This is a genomic window from Janthinobacterium sp. HH104, assembly GCF_001758715.1.
Taxonomy (GTDB): Bacteria; Pseudomonadota; Gammaproteobacteria; order Burkholderiales; family Burkholderiaceae_D; genus Janthinobacterium; species Janthinobacterium aestuarii.
The window spans coordinates 1-18,680 of record NZ_LRIB01000049.1; the positions used below are offsets into that span (position 1 = coordinate 1).

18 protein-coding genes and 1 tRNA gene are annotated in these 18,680 nt (G+C 59.6%); 8 read left to right on the forward strand and 11 right to left on the reverse strand.

Going from position 1 to position 18,680, the window contains the following annotated elements:
• On the forward strand, positions 1–857 hold an 857-nt coding region (locus JAB6_RS23060), incomplete at its 5' end, for a phage portal protein (protein WP_070304850.1).
• Positions 854–1,084 (forward strand): hypothetical protein, encoded by a 231-nt coding sequence (locus tag JAB6_RS23065; protein ID WP_070304853.1) that lies wholly within the window; start codon positions 854–856, stop codon positions 1,082–1,084. The genes JAB6_RS23060 and JAB6_RS23065, both read left to right, overlap by 4 nt.
• Here the strand turns inward: JAB6_RS23065 and JAB6_RS29130 are convergent.
• Positions 1,067–1,729, reverse strand: a complete 663-nt coding sequence (locus tag JAB6_RS29130) for a hypothetical protein (RefSeq protein ID WP_139143485.1) — start codon at positions 1,727–1,729, stop codon at positions 1,067–1,069. The two genes, JAB6_RS23065 and JAB6_RS29130, sit on opposite strands and share 18 nt — an antisense overlap.
• Before the next feature lie 635 nt (positions 1,730–2,364).
• On the opposite strand from JAB6_RS29130, the gene JAB6_RS23070 reads away from it, so the two are divergent.
• From JAB6_RS23070 to JAB6_RS29135, 3 genes are all read left to right on the forward strand, one after another.
• Positions 2,365–2,691, forward strand: a complete 327-nt coding sequence (locus tag JAB6_RS23070; RefSeq protein WP_070304856.1) for a hypothetical protein — start codon at positions 2,365–2,367, stop codon at positions 2,689–2,691.
• A gap of 10 nt (positions 2,692–2,701) precedes the next feature.
• Positions 2,702–3,340, forward strand: a complete 639-nt coding sequence (locus tag JAB6_RS23075; RefSeq protein WP_070304859.1) for an SOS response-associated peptidase — start codon at positions 2,702–2,704, stop codon at positions 3,338–3,340.
• Between the two features lie 136 nt (positions 3,341–3,476).
• Entirely contained in the window at positions 3,477–4,646 is a 1,170-nt protein-coding gene (locus JAB6_RS29135; RefSeq protein ID WP_139143486.1) for a hypothetical protein, read from the forward strand.
• A 265-nt stretch (positions 4,647–4,911) separates the two neighbouring features.
• On the opposite strand, the gene JAB6_RS23080 is transcribed toward JAB6_RS29135, so the two are convergent.
• From JAB6_RS23080 to JAB6_RS23095, 4 genes are all read right to left on the reverse strand, one after another.
• Entirely contained in the window at positions 4,912–5,919 is a 1,008-nt protein-coding gene (locus JAB6_RS23080) for a site-specific integrase (RefSeq protein ID WP_070304861.1), read from the reverse strand.
• Between the two features lie 168 nt (positions 5,920–6,087).
• A tRNA-Leu gene (locus tag JAB6_RS23085) sits at positions 6,088–6,174 on the reverse strand.
• Between the two features lie 82 nt (positions 6,175–6,256).
• Positions 6,257–8,548 carry a TonB-dependent receptor gene (locus JAB6_RS23090; protein ID WP_083292933.1) on the reverse strand — a complete coding sequence of 764 codons (2,292 nt, stop codon included), beginning with the start codon at positions 8,546–8,548 and terminating at the stop codon, positions 6,257–6,259.
• Between the two features lie 438 nt (positions 8,549–8,986).
• Positions 8,987–10,711 (reverse strand): methyl-accepting chemotaxis protein, encoded by a 1,725-nt coding sequence (locus JAB6_RS23095; protein ID WP_070304865.1) that lies wholly within the window; start codon positions 10,709–10,711, stop codon positions 8,987–8,989.
• Here JAB6_RS23095 and JAB6_RS29140 point away from each other — a divergent pair.
• A complete protein-coding gene (locus JAB6_RS29140; protein ID WP_139143487.1) occupies positions 10,710–10,925 on the forward strand; it encodes a hypothetical protein in 216 nt (71 codons plus the stop codon). The two genes, JAB6_RS23095 and JAB6_RS29140, sit on opposite strands and share 2 nt — an antisense overlap.
• Positions 10,926–10,977: 52 nt before the next feature.
• On the opposite strand, the gene JAB6_RS23100 is transcribed toward JAB6_RS29140, so the two are convergent.
• From JAB6_RS23100 to JAB6_RS23115, 4 genes are all read right to left on the reverse strand, one after another.
• Positions 10,978–11,367: a DUF4440 domain-containing protein gene (locus tag JAB6_RS23100; RefSeq protein WP_070304867.1), complete on the reverse strand. Its 390-nt coding sequence runs from the start codon at positions 11,365–11,367 to the stop codon at positions 10,978–10,980.
• Positions 11,367–11,579: a hypothetical protein gene (locus tag JAB6_RS23105; protein ID WP_034755154.1), complete on the reverse strand. Its 213-nt coding sequence runs from the start codon at positions 11,577–11,579 to the stop codon at positions 11,367–11,369. The genes JAB6_RS23100 and JAB6_RS23105 overlap by 1 nt, the downstream gene beginning before the upstream one ends.
• A gap of 51 nt (positions 11,580–11,630) precedes the next feature.
• Positions 11,631–12,131, reverse strand: coding sequence for a DUF2939 domain-containing protein (locus JAB6_RS23110; protein ID WP_070304869.1), 501 nt, complete (start codon positions 12,129–12,131; stop codon positions 11,631–11,633).
• Positions 12,132–12,258: 127 nt separating this feature from the next.
• Positions 12,259–12,705 carry a DUF2939 domain-containing protein gene (locus tag JAB6_RS23115; RefSeq protein WP_070304871.1) on the reverse strand — a complete coding sequence of 149 codons (447 nt, stop codon included), beginning with the start codon at positions 12,703–12,705 and terminating at the stop codon, positions 12,259–12,261.
• Between the two features lie 112 nt (positions 12,706–12,817).
• On the opposite strand from JAB6_RS23115, the gene JAB6_RS23120 reads away from it, so the two are divergent.
• On the forward strand, positions 12,818–13,654 hold the full coding sequence (locus JAB6_RS23120) for a hypothetical protein (protein ID WP_070304873.1): 837 nt from the start codon (positions 12,818–12,820) through the stop codon (positions 13,652–13,654).
• A gap of 15 nt (positions 13,655–13,669) precedes the next feature.
• On the forward strand, positions 13,670–15,886 hold the full coding sequence (locus JAB6_RS23125) for an acylase (protein ID WP_070304875.1): 2,217 nt from the start codon (positions 13,670–13,672) through the stop codon (positions 15,884–15,886).
• 102 nt (positions 15,887–15,988) lie between these two features.
• Here JAB6_RS23125 and JAB6_RS23130 read toward each other — a convergent pair whose 3' ends face one another.
• Positions 15,989–17,170, reverse strand: a complete 1,182-nt coding sequence (locus JAB6_RS23130; RefSeq protein WP_034755167.1) for a PLP-dependent aspartate aminotransferase family protein — start codon at positions 17,168–17,170, stop codon at positions 15,989–15,991.
• A complete protein-coding gene (locus JAB6_RS23135) occupies positions 17,167–18,546 on the reverse strand; it encodes a cystathionine beta-synthase (protein WP_070304876.1) in 1,380 nt (459 codons plus the stop codon). Before JAB6_RS23135 ends, JAB6_RS23130 begins: the two co-directional genes overlap by 4 nt.
• Positions 18,547–18,680: the final 134 nt, after the last annotated feature.

Here is an 18,680-nt window from a genome sequence, read left to right on the forward strand (position 1 = left end):
CCAAGTCGTTCAACGCGGGCGTGCACCACAGCAGCGCCATCCACTTCAAGGCCAATGTGCTGGCGTCGACGCTGATCCCCAGCAAGTACCTGTCGCGCGACGCTTTTAAACGCATGGCCCTGGACTTCCTCACATTCGGCAATGCCTACCTGGAAGACCGCCCCAGCCGCAGCGGCAAGGCGCTGGCCTTCCAGCACGCGCTGGCCAAGTACATGCGGCGCGGCGTCGATCTGGATACCTATTATTTTGTGAACGGCTACCAGGCCGTGCACCAGTTCGACAAGGGCCGCGTCTTCCACCTGATGGAACCGGACGTGAATCAGGAGCTGTACGGCGTTCCGCAGTACTTGAGCGCCCTGCAATCGGCCTGGCTCAACGAGGCGGCCACCTTGTTCCGCCGCAAGTACTACAAGAACGGCTCGCACGCCGGCTTCGTTTTTTACATGACGGACGCCGCCGCCAACACCCAGGACGTGGACAACCTGCGCCAGGCCATGCGCGACAGCAAGGGACCGGGCAACTTTCGCAACCTGTTCATGTACGCGCCGAACGGCAAGAAGGACGGCATCCAGATTCTGCCGGTGTCCGACGTGGCCGCCAAGGACGAGTTTTTCAACATCAAGAGCGTGACCCGCGACGACCAACTGGCCGCGCACCGCGTGCCGCCCCAGCTGATGGGCATCCTGCCGAACAATGCCGGCGGCTTCGGCGCCGTGGAACCGGCCGCGCGCGTCTTCGCGCGCAATGAGCTGGTGCCGCTGCAGGCGCAGTTCATGGCGATCAACGAATGGGCAGGCGTGGAAGTGGTGAAGTTTGCCCCGTATGACCTGGGCCTGGGCAAGGAGGGCGCGCAATGAGTGACCACGTCGACAACACAGACAAGATCATCTTTGCCGAGGTGGCGCGCGGCTTGGCCGCTGTGCGGCGCCGGCCCGCCCTGGCGTCGCATGGCTGCTGCCACTACTGCGACGAGCCGCTGGCGCCCGCGCTGCTGTTCTGCAATGCGGACTGTCGCGACGACTACGACAAGGAGCAGGCGGCCAAGGCGCGCGCCGGCCGCACAGGATTAGTCACATGCCAGTGAGTGATCTGGCATGTGACTCAACTTGAATTTTTTCAATTCTTGTGTAACGGACTCTACAAGACGTTGAGGTTCTAATAACGTCTTGATTTCACGCTCCCAGCCTGTAGCTCCCCCTACGTGTTGGGTTACACCTTCCGGCCATCCCTGCAAGATGAGTTTGTAATACGCAATACGTTCGGCGACCCTTGCCTCCTTTTTGCACCAAGCCAGCAACAAGACATTGTCGGTCATGGCTTGTATCGGGAAGTTATGCTCACTTGCTACAGCATCTTTATACAGGGTGTCCAGCGTGGAGCAGGTAAGTGTGTTGAGAAATGCAGTAGGGCATTGCAATCCAAACCGTTCAACTAGTTCATCGAACTTGGTTGAGTGGCGCAAGGGACTTATTGACTCATCTACGCCTTTACCATTCAGTAAAGGACTCGGTGTGGCCAGCGAAACCACAGGAAACGGCGTCATCAGTGAGTGCGTGTGGAACACGGGAACATAGTGTTCCTCGCCATACACGGGGTGTAGATAAATGCCAGTCAGTAGAGGACCGTTACGCTTCAATAAGTGAAGTGGCTTATATATTTCATACGCACCAATCGCTTCTTTCCAGTCTTGAGTAATAGCCTTCTTTTCTGTCGCCGTCATCTTTTTCATAAGGTGTCTCAGGGTATATCGCTGTCTGCAAGGAGGAGTTGTCGAGAGGTTATCATTGTTGGCCTTCGATTGTACGCTGTCCCGCCACTACGCTACCCGTTCCTTCCGCACCAGGATGACCGCCACGCTGCTATTGTCGGCAGGGCGTGGCACCGCACACTTCCTCCACGCCGGAGTTCTCCTCCCACCGTGCAAGCCGCCCACGAGGCGGCTTTTTCACGCCCCAGCGAATGATGTTGCATCTGATGTAAGAAAAAAGCCCATTTCGGCCCGGCGCGCGCAGTTGTCCCCCCTCCACACCTGCCCGCTATATAGGGGTCTTTTGACTCAAATTTGCGCCATGGCCGAAGGCGCATGAGGACTGGCGCGGCCGGGCGAAAAGGGGGCATGCGATTTGACGCATTTTGACGCACTTTGAGCGCTTTTTCGTGCTGGTGGTATTGCGGCATGGGAACGGCGTTGTTTTTGCGCTGCGCCGCGTCCTGGGGCGATTCTGGCCCATGTACTGGCGTCCTTGTTCGGAGCTTCATTGATCTTCATGTCTCGCGTCATTGCCGAGTATTGCGACCTCAAAAACTCTTGATATACTGTATGTACATACAGTATTTTATTCGGGTGTCACGATGATTGTTAAAATGTTAAAGATGCGCCTTGATGGGGTGGAGGTGCCCAAGCGAAGGCTGAATGATCGCTACCACTCGGCCCGGTCTGGCACATTGGAAGTCGTTGAAACGACAGACCAGGGCTTGCACCGTTTGGTAAAGCTGGCCCGCTTCACTTACGGAGATAGCGGCAAATACGTTGACACACTTTTCGATGTGAATTTGCTCTGGTATCGGGACGGGCGCATGGTGTTGTCAGGGTTTGAGCGCAGCAAGAAAGATATGCTATTTTGCGACTACGCGCAGTCCTGGCTGTGTTTTGTCGGGACGGAGCCGCCGCCAATGCCAGAAGGCAGGTAGAATAAATTGCATGTGCGCCGACTATACCCCCAGCCGTAGCGATCAAATCGAACAGCATTTTGCTGTCCGTTCCCCTCAATTTGACCTGCCGCCGGAAGCCTGGCCAGGATACATGGCGCCGATCATTCGCGCGTCGCACGAGGTGCCCGGTGAGTTGGAAGTCGCGCCGGCATGTTTCGGGATGGTCCCCCATTGGGCCGATATGAAGCTGGCGCGCCAGACCTACAACGCCCGCACCGAAACCGTGGCGCAGAAGCCATCCTTTCGCAATGCCTGGAAGCGCAAACAGTTCTGCATTATCCCTGCCGATAATTTCTTTGAACCTTGCTATGAGACTGGAAAACCGATTCGCTGGCGCATCGAGCGCGCCGATGGCATGCCGGCCGCCATCGCCGGGATATGGGAATTTCGGCCGCAAGACTTGCTGCTGTCATTCTCGATGCTGACGATAAACGCCGATGGCCACCCGCTCATGCAGCGCTTCCACAAGCCGGATGATGAAAAACGGATGGTGATGATCCTCGACCCACACCAGTATCACGGCTGGCTTGATGGTTCCCTTGTGACCGAAGAGGATTTGTTTCAGCAGTATCCAGCAGAACGCCTCGTTGCTGTAGCTGATCCGCTTCCACCGCGTGTGAAAAAATGAACACGAGCCTGGACGCCTGGAGGTCCGTAGTGACCACGATGAAGGGCAAAGCTCAAAATTAGAGATTTTTTCGAATTTATTTTAAGATAAATTTAGGTGAGTGTTAATATATTATTTTCTGGTAGGTGGGGGATCTGTGCTGGCAAAAATTTGGAATTTTATAAAATCCCCAGGGCCGATGGCTGTTGTCGCAATATCTGGCATCTCATTTGGCATCTATGGAACATTATTCTACGAACGGCAAGCTGCTGTTGCGATAGAGTTACTAACTAATAATCCAGTTTTTGATATTAGAACGGATGTTAGTAAATTAGGGGTTACCTATGCTGGTGTTGATTTAAGGAAGGCGTCTCAAACTCTTCGATTACTTAGTGTAAAAATTACCAACGCCGGTAACAAGGATATTCTGAAAGGAGACTTTGAGGAGGGAGAACCTATTTCGCTTTCAGTTTCAAAGGGAAAGGTGGTCGAGATATCTCGTTTTACCGCTAGCAACGAATTCCTTCAAAAGAAAGGTGGAGTTCATTTACTTGCCGAAACCTCTATTCGAATCGATCCGGTGCTTCTTGAACGGGGAGAGTTTATGATTCTTGACTTCCTTGTTCTATCTGATCTGGGCAATACTCCAACGCTCAAAGCTGTAGGGAAAATTGCAGGTATCAAGAATTTTGAGGTCATCGATAGTGCGATTGCATCGAAATCTTCTCTTGTGTCAGGGATATTCCACGCTGACTCATTGATAGTTCATATTCTGCGCGGTCCAGTTTATTTTGTTATTTTTATTTTAGAATTTATCATTTTTGTATTTGTTATTGTGTTGCCTCTTATCGCCTGGCAGGGAGCTGTGAATGGAGTAAAGCGTTGGTTTCGTGATCGTTCGGTGCGAAAGAAGTTTTTCGGCCGTCCTCTCTCTAATCCTGAGCAAGTTGGCGTGGAGTACTATATTGCTGAAGGACCAGCGGGACTCGCACACTTGTATAAGTTGATTGATTTGTTTGATTCTAGATCTAAATTGCTATCAGCGCAACGAAGTGATATTTCCGAAGATGAAATCTCTAAGAAATTGTCCAAAAGGTTCCCTATTCTTAAAGATGAAATAACTTACTTGGACGCAAAGGGGGTTATTACTGTTAAGGGTGCAGATATTTCGATTGATCCGGATTTCTGTGCTGGAATAAATGGGGTGTGTCGAATACTTGAGCTTGAACCTGAAAATGTAAAGTCTCAAGACGCGCAGTCGAAATTTGGCGTTTTAATAGAAGAGCATAATTTTTCCGGAGTGTCGATGACTCGAACCTTCATGTAAGAACTATCGAACGGACGTGAGGGCGGGTCCTTCATTCGTACACGGCCTGAACGGCGGATGCTGCCGTTAGGGCAATAGCTATTCAGATGAAGCGGAAAGCCGTCGCGCTGCAGCGCAACGTCGTTGTGTGGGAGTCCGCATGCGGGGCTAACTCCTCCCTGCGCCCCGCGTCCGCACCGCACACGGATACTGCTATGTGCGCCCCTCCCAAAAAAAACGCAGCATCCATGGGGGCTCTTACTTGGTGTCGTCGCATTTTCCCTGCCTATCCGAGCTTGGTCGCCATATCCTCCGCACTCTCGTTGTAATAGACCTGGAGCATACGCAAATCCCTGTGGCCGACCATCCGCGCCAGGTCCAGCACGTTCAGTTTTTTTGCCAGTCGCGTGATGGCTGCATGCCGACTGTCGTGGAATGTCAGCCCCTCGATACAAGATCGTTCGCGCGCTCTGCGAAATAGGGCATCGAGCGAGGCCGTGGAAATTCCGAATAATGGCGCATCGACTGAGTCCGGCAGCAGCGCCAGTAGTTCCAGCGCGCGCGTCGATAGCGGTACGTCTCGCCGTACGCCGTTCTTATTGATCGAGGCGGGGAGGCGGGCGACGGCGCCGTCAACCCAGGCGGGCATCAGTCCGCAAATTTCCCCGGCCCGCATGGCCGTCTCGATGGCGAAGAGGTACGCGACCGCCACGGCCTGGCTCTTCGTCGTCACAGGCTCGTCGGCGAAGCCAAGTGCGTTGCACAGGCGCTCGATTTCATCCTCGGTAGGAATGCGTTCGCGTGAGGCGGCGGGCTTGGGGCGGCGCACGTCGCTGGTCGGACTGGCGGCAAGCCATTTCCATTCCCTGCGCGCAGTGGTGAAGACGTGCGACAGCAAGTTCAGCTCGCGATTCACGGTGGCGCCAGTGACCTTGCTTTCCCCAGTCATGCGCTGATCGCGCCAGGCGCCGAGCAGTTCAGGTGTCACGTTGGCCAGCTTGATATCTTTGATTTTCACGCCGCCAATGACCACTTCGCCGATGGCGTTGAGGCGCAGCCTTTCCCAGCGCTCGCCGCGCTTGTGGATGGAGACTTCTTCCAGATACCTGTCGAATGCGTCGCCACAGCTTTTCCCGATGACGATGCCACTGTCGGCGCCGCGCCGGATTTCGGTCTCGCGTTCCGACGCCCAGGCCGCAGCCTCGGCCTTGGTGCTGAATGTTTTAGATTCCCGTGTGCCGAGGATGGCGATTTCTGCCCGCCAGCCGCCAACCCGTTTCCTGAATGAAGCCATGCATCCCTCTCGTTGAGGCGTAATCATGGCGTAAATTTGGCGTAATCGCTACTGGTTTTTTTCGGGTTTAATCTGGATTAAGGGAAATGCCGGGACGTAAAAAAAGCCACTAACCCGTTGATTTTATTGGATTTAGTGGCTTTTTCGATGCTTCTGAATTCTGTGCGCTGGTGCCCGGAGCCGGAATCGAACCGGCACGCCCTTACAGGCGGGAGATTTTAAGTCTCCAGTGTCTACCAGTTTCACCATCCGGGCAGCGCGGCGAGATTCTAGCACAGGTGATGTGCATCACGCCATCTTGTGCCTGAGCCACGCTGTCCGGTTTATCTACCGGCCGTCAGAACGTCGCCTTGAACTGCACCCCATACGTGCGCGGTTCGTTGACGATGCCCGTCAGGTTGTCGAAATCGATCGCGCCCAGCGACTGGACCTGGTTGGTGATGTTGCGGCCATATGCGGAGACTTCGTATTTGTCCCATTTGTAGCCGACGCGCAAGCCGCCTTCGAGCAATTCCTTGGCCTTGTATTCCTTCGCTTCATACAGGAAGAAGTTGTAGCTGGTGCGGTAGGCCCAGTCCGTGTAGGCGTAGAACTCGCCATTGGCGAGGGGAATGCTGTACTTCAGGGTGAAGTTGGTTTGCCATTCCGGCGCGCGGGGCAGTGGGTTGCCGTCGATGTAGGCCGTACCCTTGAACGGGCCCAGCGGGTCGGTCACGGTGCAGCCGCTGGCCGGGTTGTTTTGCGCGTTGCCGCAGCTTTGCACGAACAGCTTCTTGTCCTGGATTTCCGTGTGGTTGTAGCTGCCGCCCAGGGTCATGCTGAGCGAATCGCTGAGGTTGGCCTGGAAATCGAGTTCCACGCCACGGCCCGTGGCCTTGTCGGCGTTGATCAGCTGGTTCATGTTGACAGCGCCGCTGCCGGCCGTCAATTGCTTGTCCTTGACCCGGTACTGGAACACGGCCAGGCTCAGGCGTGCGCGTTTGTCGAACAGATCCTGCTTGATGCCCGCCTCGACGGACAAGGCTTTCTCGGCGCCCGCAAACGAAGGGCGGTCGGCCAGGCCGTTCAGGCGTCCCTGCATCGACGGCGCGCGGTAGCCGGTGGCGATGCGCGCGTAGGCATTCGTTTCCGGCGTGAGCACATAGGTGCCGCTCAAGTCCCAGCTGACGTTGTGCGACGTGTCGTTCAGGTTGAAGGGGCCGGCCGTGGTCGCTTCCACGCGCTTGGCCGAGAAATCCTTCTTGTCGGTCGTGTAGCGCAGGCCGGCGCGCAGTTTCAGGGCGTCCGAGACCGTGTAGTTGAGCGAGCCGAAGGCCGCGTACGACTTCGAGCTCTGGTTTTGCGTCGCGTAGTTCGGGCTTTGCGGATTGCCGGGCGCCAGACTGTTGAAGCCGATGCTGTCGATCTGGATATCTTCCTTGAAATAGAACAGGCCGCCTATCCATTGCAGCGGGCCGCGGGCAGACGACTCGGCGCGGAATTCCTGCGAAATCTGCTTGTGGTTGGGGATGACGTCGGCCGTTTCCACGACGAAGGGGATGAAGCCGGGGCCCATCGGCGGCGCGTATACGGCGCCATAGCCGCCGTCGACGTCGGCGCGGCTGAAGAAATCGAGTTTTTCGTAGCCGGTGATCGAATGCAGGGTGACGCCCGGCAAGTCCCATTTCAGGCGCATGCTGCCGCCCTTGGTTTTCAGGTGCTGGCGGTTGATGCCGTCGGTCGGGTAGTTATCGTAATCAAAGCCGTCGACCAGGTCATTCGTGCCCTGTTTCAGGATATTCGCGCGGAACAAGGTGGCCGTGCCATCGAGGTTGCGCGCATGCACGTTGAACAGGGCGCTGAAGTCGCGCGTGGGCTTGACCAGCACCTGCAGGCGGGCGGCGCTGTCTTCATAGCCTTCGAAGTCGCGCGTGCCGGTGGGGCGCGGGTTGTGCACGCGGTCGTCGCGGCGCTGGGTCTGGCCGGAAAAGCGCAGGGCGACGGTGTCGCTGACGGGCACGTTGAAGGCGCCTTCCAGGTTCTTCATGCCATCCTTGCCGAAGCCGCCGCTCAGGTAGCCTTCCGTCTTGAAGACGGGCTTGGCGGAATCGAACTTGATCACGCCGGCCGGTGAGTTGCGGCCGAACAGGGTGCCTTGCGGGCCGCGCAGCACCTCGACCTGGTCGACGTCAAACACGGGAAAACCCTTGAGCATGGCGTTTTCCTGTACCACGTCATCCATCACCAGGCCCACCGGTTGCGAGGCGTTCAGGTCGAAGTCGGTATTGCCCAGGCCGCGAATGTAGAAGCGGGGGAAGGTGCGGCCGTAATCTGATTCGACCGAGACGCTGGGCGAGCGGCTGTTGAGGAAGCGGATGTCGGCGCCGCCGGCCGTCAGGGTGTCGAGCTTGTCGCCCTTCAGGGTGGCGATTGACATGGGTACGTCCTTGATGTTTTCCGCGCGCCGCTGCGCCGTCACGATCACCGTTTCCAGCTGGCCAGGACCGGCCTGTGCCGCCGGAGCGGCAGGGGCGTCGGCGGCCGGCGCCGGGACGTTGTCCTGTGCCTGCGCCATCGCCTGCAAGGGGAAGGCGGCAGCGATTGCCAGGGCAATCAGGGTGTGGCGTACTGTGCTGGCATGCGGTGTCATCATGAAACGGCTCCTGTCGGTCGAGGTTGTTGGGGGCATGCAAGCTGGCGCTGGCCAGCTGAACGAAAAATCATGCTAGCACGGAAAGTTTTGGTATTCATGCCATTTTCCAGCGGCGGCTATTCATATCCGTTTCGACTGAATACGCGAATAAAATCGTATTTGTCGTCAATATCTGGTGGGTGCATAGTGGAGTGCCGGCAGGCTTGTGCGAGCGCAACAGCGGCCTGGCATGGTGCTGGGGTTTCCTGCGGGAGCGCAAACAGAGCGATGGTTTTTGCGGCGCTGACCGTGCCCGGGCACGGGAAATACAACAGTTGCCGCGGATTTTTTTGGAACGGGGCTTGTTGTTGCTGCGCGACAGGGAGGCGACGCCTGCGGCTATCTCCCTGTGCGTGTGACGTGGGGCATGCGTGGCCGCATGCCCGGTCTGGTCAATTAAAACTCTTCCCAGTCGCCAGCCGTCACGGCTTCCGCTTGTACCGAACGGTGTTTTGCCGGTGCGGCCTGGCGCTTGACGGGGCTGCTGGCCGGCGCCGGTACCAGGCGCAGCGGCTTGCGGCTGGCGCGCGCAGGTGCTGGCGCGGGTGCCGCCACATGGCTGTCGTGCGTCTTGAAGATGCTCACGGTTTGTACCAGATGGCTGGCCTGGTCGCGCAGCGATTCGGCCGCCGCCGCCGCTTCTTCCACCAGGGCCGCGTTTTGTTGCGTGACGCTATCCATCTGGGCCACAGCCTGGTTGATCTGCTCGATGCCGGTGGACTGTTCCTGGCTGGCCACCGTGATTTCCGCGATGATGTTGCTCACGCGGGCGACGCTGGCAACCACCTCGGACATCGTCGTGCCCGCTTGCGCTGCCAGCCTGGAGCCCGCATCGACGCGGCTCACGGAATCATCGATCAGTTCCTTGATTTCCTTGGCCGCGCTGGCGCTGCGCTGCGCCAGGCCGCGCACCTCAGTGGCCACGACGGCGAAGCCGCGGCCCTGTTCGCCGGCACGCGCCGCTTCCACTGCCGCATTCAGGGCCAGGATATTGGTCTGGAAGGCGATGCCGTCGATGACGCTGATGATGTCGACAATCTTGCGCGACGACTCGCTGATCAGGTCCATGGTGCCCATCACTTGGCCCACCACGGCGCCACCCTTGCTGGCGACGTCCGATGCCGTCGTGGCCAGCACATTGGCTTCGCGGGCATTTTCCGCATTCTTGCGTACGGTGCTCGTGAGTTCTTCCATCGAGGAAGCGGTTTCTTCCAGTGAACTGGCTTGCTGTTCCGTGCGCAGCGACAGGTCGCTATTCCCGGTGGAGATTTCCTCGGCGGCCAATGAGACCGTGTCGGAATCCTGGCGCACGGAGGATACGACCGTGGTCAGCGACTCCTGCATGCGCTGCAGTGCCGACAGCACGCTGACGCTATCGGTCGGTGCAACACTGAGTTTGCCAGTCAGATCGCCAGCGGCAAGCAGGCTGACGGCGTCGCACAGCTGTTTCGGTTCTGCGCCCAGCGCCTTGAGCAAGCTACGCGTGATGAGCCAGCCAGCCAGGCCCGCCAGCACGATGGACAGCAAGCTGGCGCCGATGAGGATATTCCTGTTGAGAATGTAGTGCTCCTTGTCTTCCTGCAGGATGACGGCGGAGTGCCTGTCCGTCAGGGCGAAATATTCATCGCTGGCGGCGACGAGGGCGGCCAGCAGGGGACGGCATTCCTCGTTCATCTTGACGATGGCTTGTTCGGTTTTCTTTTGCAGCGCCAGGTCGACGATGCCTAGCGCCACGGGAGCATAGCGTTTTTCGATGCTGTCGATCTTGCTGATGATGGCGCGCACCTCGTCCGATACTTCCGGCAGCTGTGCCAGTTGCAGCAGCTGCTGCATGTTCTTGACAACATCGGCATGCGCCTGCAAGACCTGCTTGCGTTCGATTTCCAGGTCTTCCGGCTTGGTGACGAGCACCAGGTTCCTGGCCGCCACGGCGCGCATGTCGATCGCGTCACGCACGCGGTGCGCCGTATTGGCGCGGGCCGTGATGCCGTTGACATACTGGTCAAAGCCGGCGTTGAAGGTGGAGAAACTCCGCACGGACAGGATCGAGATGCCGATGAGGAAAAAGACCAGCAGGCCGAAAGCCAGAGTGAGCTGGGTGCGTACGGTGAATTTATCCATGATGTCTCTCCCAAAATACGTGGTGACGATTAGAAAGGGGGCTTGCGTGGGACGGGTGGCAGGCGCTTGCCTGGCAGCGGGTCATGCCTTACGCAGTGCTTTTCTATCCAGAACACGGATTCGTGGTGCGAGGATCGAATTAATTCAAAAAACCGATTTAGATAATTTATTTGTTTTATTTATTAAATTCATTGTTACACAAAAAATTCATTAAATCAATCAGATTTTGCGTGTCAAAAAACAACTTTTCGACATGGGATACTTGTTCAGACAGGTATCGGCGTACCTTGGTGAAAGGTCATTTGCCAGCGGCCATCGCGCCACTTCCACAGCGAACTGCGCAAGCTGGCGCCGGCGGGCAGGGCGCCGCTGGCGTGGCGCTGCGAGCGGTAGGTCACGAAGGCTACATCGTTGGCCAGCAAGCGGGCCTGAAAATCGCTGATGCTGCGCAGGCAAAAGTCCTCCGCCGGCAAGTCCGCCAGGGTCGCCGCGCGCGTCCATAGCGTGCCCGAGCTGCCGAATTCGATGAACTCGTCGGCCAGCAATGCCGCCAGCTTGGCGCTGTCGGCGCGCACGGCCTGGCTTTGCAGCGCCGCTTCCAGCGCCTGCAGATGTGCCGCCAGATCCGTGGCGTCCGGCCCCTCCGGCCCCGTCATCAGATGGGAAACGCGCCGGCGCCCGATACATTCAGGCAGGCGACCTTGTCGCTGGAAAAGTATTTGATCTGTCCCAAGCCGATGGCGTAGCAGCCGTCGCTGAGCGGGGAAATGGGGCCGGTGAGTTTTTCACCGTTGATCAAGGTCACCACCCAGGGCGTGGTGGCCGGTTTGCCTGCGTGGGTCAGGGCGTGTTGTACCAGGTCTGACATGCTGCCTCCAAAGAAATGTGGTTGGGCAGATGATAGCAGTGCGCGGCCGTTTTAAGCGTCGGCCAGCAGATTCTTGGGCAGCGCCACCGACGTGAGTTTCCAGCTCCACAGGCCATCGCGCTTCAGGGTCAATTCGCCGATATGGCTTTTGCTGTGGGCGCGCTGCACCACGACGCTGTTCCAGGAGGTGTAGCGCAGTTTGTAGTCGGGCTTGGTGCTGCGCTTGCGGCCGCTGATGTCGCTGACCTTGGCGAGTGGCTTTTCGTAGCGGTCATTGAGCTTCATCAAGGCGACGATGCCTTCGGGCATCAGCATGGTGTCGAGCAAGGGATCGATGACGTCGGGACTGATGTCGTCGGCCACTTCCGGCGCCGAGAACAGGGCATGCAGTTGCTGCCCGAGACTGCCGCGCAGCTGTGGCAGGTCGATCTGTGCAGCCAGGGCCTGGCTATCCTCGTCCATGGTGGCCGCGCGGATCTTGTCCATGGTGAAATACGGGCTGCCATAGAAGACGCCGGCCAGCGAGACCAGTACCGCTACAGCGAGAAACATCAATCTTTTCATCTGCGATCTCTCGGATCCCTGGCGACCCGGTGCGCCTGAAGTGTTGGCATTCTACATAATATTTCCCAAAATCAATATGGTGGTTTAGGTAAGTGTTGTTTTAGATCAAGTTTCGTCAGAGTAATTCCGGCGGCAAGGTAATGTCCGCCAGTTTCCAGTCCCAAATGCCATGGCGGCGCAGCAGGAACTGGCTGGCGGCGGGGCCGGCGCCGTTGCGCCGCAGCACCACTTCATTCCACGAGCGGTATGCCATGCCGAAGTCGTGGCGCTTGCCGTCCGCCCCTTGCTTGCCGTGCAGGATCAATACCGTGATGCCGGGCGGCGAGACGATGGTGTCGAGCATTTCCTTGAAATCGTCTTCATTGGCCGTTTCGCCGGCCGTCCGCAACTGGCGCGCCACGCTGGCGCGCACGGCGGGCAGGTCAGCCTGCTGCGCCAGGGTTTCCAGGCGCACGGATTTTGCCGCGATGCTGATGCGGTACATGGCGATGTAGGGACTGACCCAGGTGAAGCCGATGGCGGCGACGGTAAAAATGATCGCGGTGGCGTACTTTCTTTTCATGGTCCGTATTTTTGTATGAGCTGTGCCGCCGTGATTTTACCCGGCCAGGCATGGCGGATGGTGTAGCATTCGTGCCGGCGCGGACCATCGCGCCGCAATATTGAGGACAACCATGAATATCACTATCAATCAGGTGCTGCAGTCATATATCGACCCGCTCACCGCCAGCGAGTACGCGGCGCTCGAGCGCAGCCTGCTGGCCGAAGGCTGCCGCGATGCGCTGGTGCTGTGGAACGACGTGCTGATCGACGGGCATAACCGCTACGCCATCTGCCGCCAGCACGGCATCGAATTCAAGACTATCCAGAACACCAGCTTTAGCTCGCTCGACGACGTCATGCTGTGGATGATCGACAATCACCTGGCGCGCCGCAGCGTGTCGGACTTCCAGCGCGGCGTGCTGGCCCTGCGCAAGAAGGAAATCGTCGCCGCGCGCAGCCCGGCACCCGTCAGCGCGGCCGATGCGCCCGAAGGCGAAAACGCGCCCAAGCCCCCTATGAGCACGCGCGAAGAAGTCGCCAAGGTGGCCCGCCTGAGCAGCAACCAGATCAGCCAGATCGAGAAAATCCAGAAAGCGGCGTCGCCGGAACTGGTGGAAGCCGTCCGTTCCGGAACGATCTCTATCAATGCGGCGGCCACCGTGGCATCCCTGCCGCCGGAAGAACAGGTGGCAGCCGTCGCCGGTGGTAAAAAACTGCTGCGCCAGGCGGCCAAGGAAATTCGCGAACAGCGCGCCGCCACGCGCACGCCGCGCGAGCCGAAGGTGCATGTATCTCAGGATACGCCCGAGACGGGCAACGAGCCATGGGCGGACAATGCTGCCCAGGCGCCTAGTGAGGCGGAGCGCCTGCGAGGCGAGATCGCCAGCCTGAAACAGAAGGTGGCGCAACTGCAGGCGGAAAATGTGGAACTCAACCAGCGGATTGCAACTCTCATCGACGCATCCTGATTATTGGAGTAGTGAATGCCAGCTCGCCGTGCCTTGTTTGTCGCCATCGCCTGCGGCGCCGTCGCCGCTCCTCCCGTGCTGGCCGCGCCCGCCGTTTCTGTCACTGACATGGCCCGGTGGCAGGCGCAGGCCGCCCATGTCAGTATCGCGCGCGACACCTGGGGCGTGCCCCATGTGACGGGCAAGACGGATGCGGATGCCGTCTTTGGCCTGATGTATGCGCAGGCCGAGGACGATTTCCCGCGCGTGGAACTCAATTACATCAACGCCATGGGGCGGCTGGCGGAAGTGGAGGGCGAACGGGAGCTGTACCGCGACCTGCGCATGAAGCTTTTCATCGACCCGCTTGAGCTGCAGGCGCAGTACCGCGCCAGCCCGCCGTGGCTGCGCAAGTTGATGGATGCGTTTGCCGATGGATTGAATTTTTACCTGGCCACGCATCCGCACGTCAAACCCAGGCTGATCGCGCATTTCGAGCCGTGGATGGCCTTGAGTTTCAGCGAGGGCAGCATCGGCGGCGATATCGAATCGGTCAACCTGGCGCAGCTCGAAGCATTTTATGGTCAGCAGGCCAGGCCCGCCACCGTGGCGCTGGCCAGCGTGGAAACTGGATTGGAGCCTGAACCGAGCGGCTCGAACGGCTTTGCCATCGCGCCCGCGATCACGAAAAATGGCCATGCGCTCTTGATGATCAACCCGCACACCTCGTTCTACTTCCGTCCCGAAGTGCAAGTCACCAGCGGCGAAGGCCTGAATGCATATGGCGCCGTTACCTGGGGTCAGTTCTTCGTCTACCAGGGTTTTAATGACCGTCTCGGCTGGATGCATACCTCGGGTGGCGGCGACGTCATCGATGAATACCTGGAAAGCATCGTCGACAAGGATGGCGCCTGGTTCTACCGCTATGACGGCGGCCTGCGCCCCTTGAAAGCCGTGCCGATTACCTTGCCATATAAACTGGCGAACGGCGGCATGGGCTCGAAAACCATCACCGTCTACTACAGCCATCATGGCCCCATCGTGCGTGCCCAGGATGGACGCTGGGTAGCCGTGCGCCTGATGAACGAACCCTTGAAGGCGTTGACGCAGTCGTACACGCGCACCAAGGCGCGCGATTACGCGGCGTTTTACCAGACGATGGAACTGCGCACGAATTCGTCGAACAATACCGTGTACGCGGATGCGGACGGCAATATCGCCTACTTTCATGGCAATTTCATCCCCGTGCGCGACCCGCGCTTCAACTGGAAACAGCCCGTCGACGGCAGTGACCCGGCCACGGAATGGAAAGGGTTGCACACGGTGGCGCAAACGATCACCCTGTTCAATCCGAAGAATGGCTGGATCCAGAACACGAACAACTGGCCGTATTCGGCGGCCGGCGCCAACAGCCCGCGCCAGCACGATTATCCCGCCTACATGTCCGTGTATGGCGAAAACGCGCGCGGCCTGCATGCCGTCAAGGTTTTCCAGAATAAAACAGGTTTTACCCTCGACAGCCTGATCGCCGCCTCGTACGACAGCGAACTGACGGCGTTCGAAGCGCTGCTGCCGCCGCTGTTCGCGGCGTACGATGCGTTGCCGGCCGGTGACGCGCAACAGCTGGCGCTGGCCGACAAGGTGGCCTTGCTTCGCGCCTGGGACTGGCGCTATTCACTGACGTCCACGGCCACCTCGCTGGCCGTGTTCTGGGGCCAGGAGCTGGCCGAGCTGGCAGGGAAACAGGCGCGCGAGCAGGGCGTACCCGTGGTCGATTTTCTGGCGACGGAGAAGGTCACGGCGGCGCAACGGCTGGCTGCCCTGGCGACGGCGGCCGATAAACTGCAGCGCGATTTCGGCAACTGGCAAACGCCCTGGGGCGAGATCAACCGCTTCCAGCGCCTGACGGGCGACGTGGTGCAGCCGTTCGACGATGCGCAAGCCAGCTTGCCCGTGCCTTATGCGTCGGGCAACTGGGGCGCGCTGGCCGCGTATGGACAGAGCAGCAAGAGCACCGATAGCAAACAGCGGCGTATTTACGGCGAACGTGGCAACAGCTTCGTCGCGGCCGTGGAATTCGGCCCGCGCATCAAGGCGAAAAGCATCCTTGCCGGTGGCCAGAGCGGGGACCCGACATCGCCGCATTTCAAGGACCAGGCGGCCATGTATGCGCGCGGCGAGTTCAAGGAGGTGCTGTTTTATCCCGAAGACGTGGCGAAGCACCTGGAGCGCAGGTACCGGCCGGGGGAGTGAAGTTGGTGAGGTGTCGGATTACGCCCTCGCGGGCTAATCCGACCTACCTGCCACGGTATACCGTAGGTCGGATTAGCGCAGCGTAATCCGACAATCATCCACTCAAATCGCATCGAGCGCCGTGCGCAGATCATGCCGCAAATCCTCGATATCCTCGATCCCCACCGACAGCCGGATCAAGCCATCGCCGATGCCCAGCCTTGCCCGTTGTTCGGCCGGGATGCTGGCATGCGTCATCAGGGCGGGGTGCTCGATCAGGCTTTCCACGCCGCCCAGGCTTTCGGCCAGGGCGAATACCTCGCAGCGCTCGAGGAAGCGCCGCGCACCGGCCAAATCCGTGTCCAGGTCGATCGAGATGATGCCGCCGAAACCGTCCATCTGGCGCTGCGCCAGCGCATGCTGCGGGTGCGAGGACAGCCCCGGATAAAACACTTTGCGTACTTCCTTCTGCTGCTCCAGCCACTGCGCCAGGGCCAGGGCGCTTTCGCAATGGCGCTGCATGCGGATAGCCAGGGTTTTCACGCCGCGCAACGCTAAAAAACTGTCGAACGGGCCGGCAATCGCGCCCACCGAGTTTTGCAAAAAGCCCAGCTGTTCGCGCCATTCCGCCTGGCGTGCTTCCGCGCCGACGATGGCGATGCCGCCGATGATGTCCGAGTGGCCGTTCAAATACTTGGTGGTCGAATGGACGACGATGTCGAAGCCATGTTCCAGCGGGCGCTGCACGAGCGGGCTGGCAAACGTGTTGTCGGCCACGGCGATGATGCCCCGTGCGCGGCAGATGTCGGCGATCGCGCGCAAGTCCGCCAGTTTCAGCATGGGGTTGGTGGGCGTTTCCACCCACACCATCTTCGTTTCCGGGCGCAGCGCGGCCAGCAGGTTCTCGGGATTGGTCAGGTCGGCATAGCTAAATTCGTGACCGGCCGAGCGGCGGCGCACGCGCTCGAATAAACGGTAGGTGCCGCCGTACATGTCGTCGCCGGCGACGATATGGCTGCCCGCATCGAGCAATTCCAGCACGGACGAAATGGCGGCCAGGCCCGAGGCGAACGCGAACGCCGCGCTGCCGCCTTCCAGGTCGGCCACGCAGCGCTCGAGCGCCCAGCGCGTGGGATTGTGCGAGCGGCCATAGTCGAGGCCCTTGTGCACGCCGGGGCTGTCCTGCACGAAGGTGGAGGTGGCGTAAATGGGCGGCATGATGGCGCCCGTCGACGGGTCGGGCGACTGGCCGGCGTGGATGACGCGCGTGGCGAGGCGGCTCTTGCGGGTGGTTTCCTGGCTCAAGATAGTGTCCTGCGTAAGTGGTTGAGAAGGTCGAAGCGGGTGATCAGGCCATAGAAGGCGGCATCGTCGGCAACGACGGCCGTCAAGCCCCGGTCCAGGGTGGCGCGCAGAGCGGGCAAGCCGCTTGACGGCGCCAGGGTTTCGATCTGCGTTGTCATGGTGGCGCCCACCAGTGACGCGAAATGGGCGGCGTCGCTGGACACGTGCAGCAGCAAGTCCGATTCATCGATGATGCCAACCAGCTTGCCGTCGTCGATGACGGGCAGCTGCGCCAGGTCGCTGGCGCGCATGCGGTTGAAGGCCGTGAGCAAGGTATCGCCCGGGGCCACGCTGACGACGTCGCCCTCGTCGTAGCGGCGTCCGATCAGGTCGCGCAAGTCGCCGGACACGGCGCGCTGCAACAGACCCTGGTCGCGCATCCAGCCGTCGTTGTAAACTTTGGATAGATAGCGCGTGCCCGTATCGCACACAAACGTGACGACCCGCTTCGGCGTCGTCTGTTCTCGGCAGTATTTGAGAGCGGCGGCCAGCAGCGTGCCGGTGGACGAGCCACCTAAAATGCCTTCGGCGCGCAGCAGGGCGCGCGCGGAATCAAAGCTTTCCTGGTCCGTGATGGTGTAGGCCTTCGTCACGCTGTCCATGTCGGCGATAGCCGGGATGAAATCTTCGCCGATGCCTTCGACGGCCCACGAGCCGCTCGTGTCGGCTACTTTGCCTGTGTCGATGTATTCCGTGAGGATGGAGCCTTGCGGGTCGGCCAGCACGAATTCGAGCTTCGGCTGCGCCTTGCGGAAGTAGCGGGTCAGTCCCGTCAGGGTGCCGGACGAGCCGACGCCGACGACGATGGCGTCCACGTCATGGCCGCTTTGCTCCCAGATTTCGGGCGCCGTCGTCGTTTCGTGGGCCAATGGATTGGCGGGATTGTTGAACTGGTCGGCGAAGAAGGCGCCCGGCAGTTCGCGCGCCAGGCGCGCCGCGTAATCCTGGTAGTACTCGGGATGGCCCTTGCCCACGTCCGAGCGCGTGGTGTGCACTTCCGCGCCCAGGGCTTTCAGGTGCAGCACTTTTTCCGTCGACATCTTGTCGGGTACGACGAGAATCACGCGGTAGCCCTTGATGCGGCCGACCAGCGCCAGGCCGATGCCCGTGTTGCCGGCCGTCGCCTCGACGATGGTGCCGCCCGGCTGCAAACGGCCGTCCGCTTCGGCCGCCTCGATGATGGACAGGCCGATGCGGTCCTTGATGGAACCGCCGGGATTTTGCGATTCCAGTTTCAGGAACAGCTGGCACAGGCCCGTGTCGAGCCTGGTCACTTCGACCAGTGGGGTATTGCCGATCAGCTTGTATAGCGCTGGCGGCTGGGATGGGGATGGCATTCGATCATTCATGGTGGCTCCTGTCAGAGAAACAACGGCTCCGGATTGTGTCCCGAGCCGCCTTCCGTGCCGCGCAGTGTAGGCGGGCGGACGAGTGCGGCGAACGAATGTTTATATGCTTGCATATGCGCGCT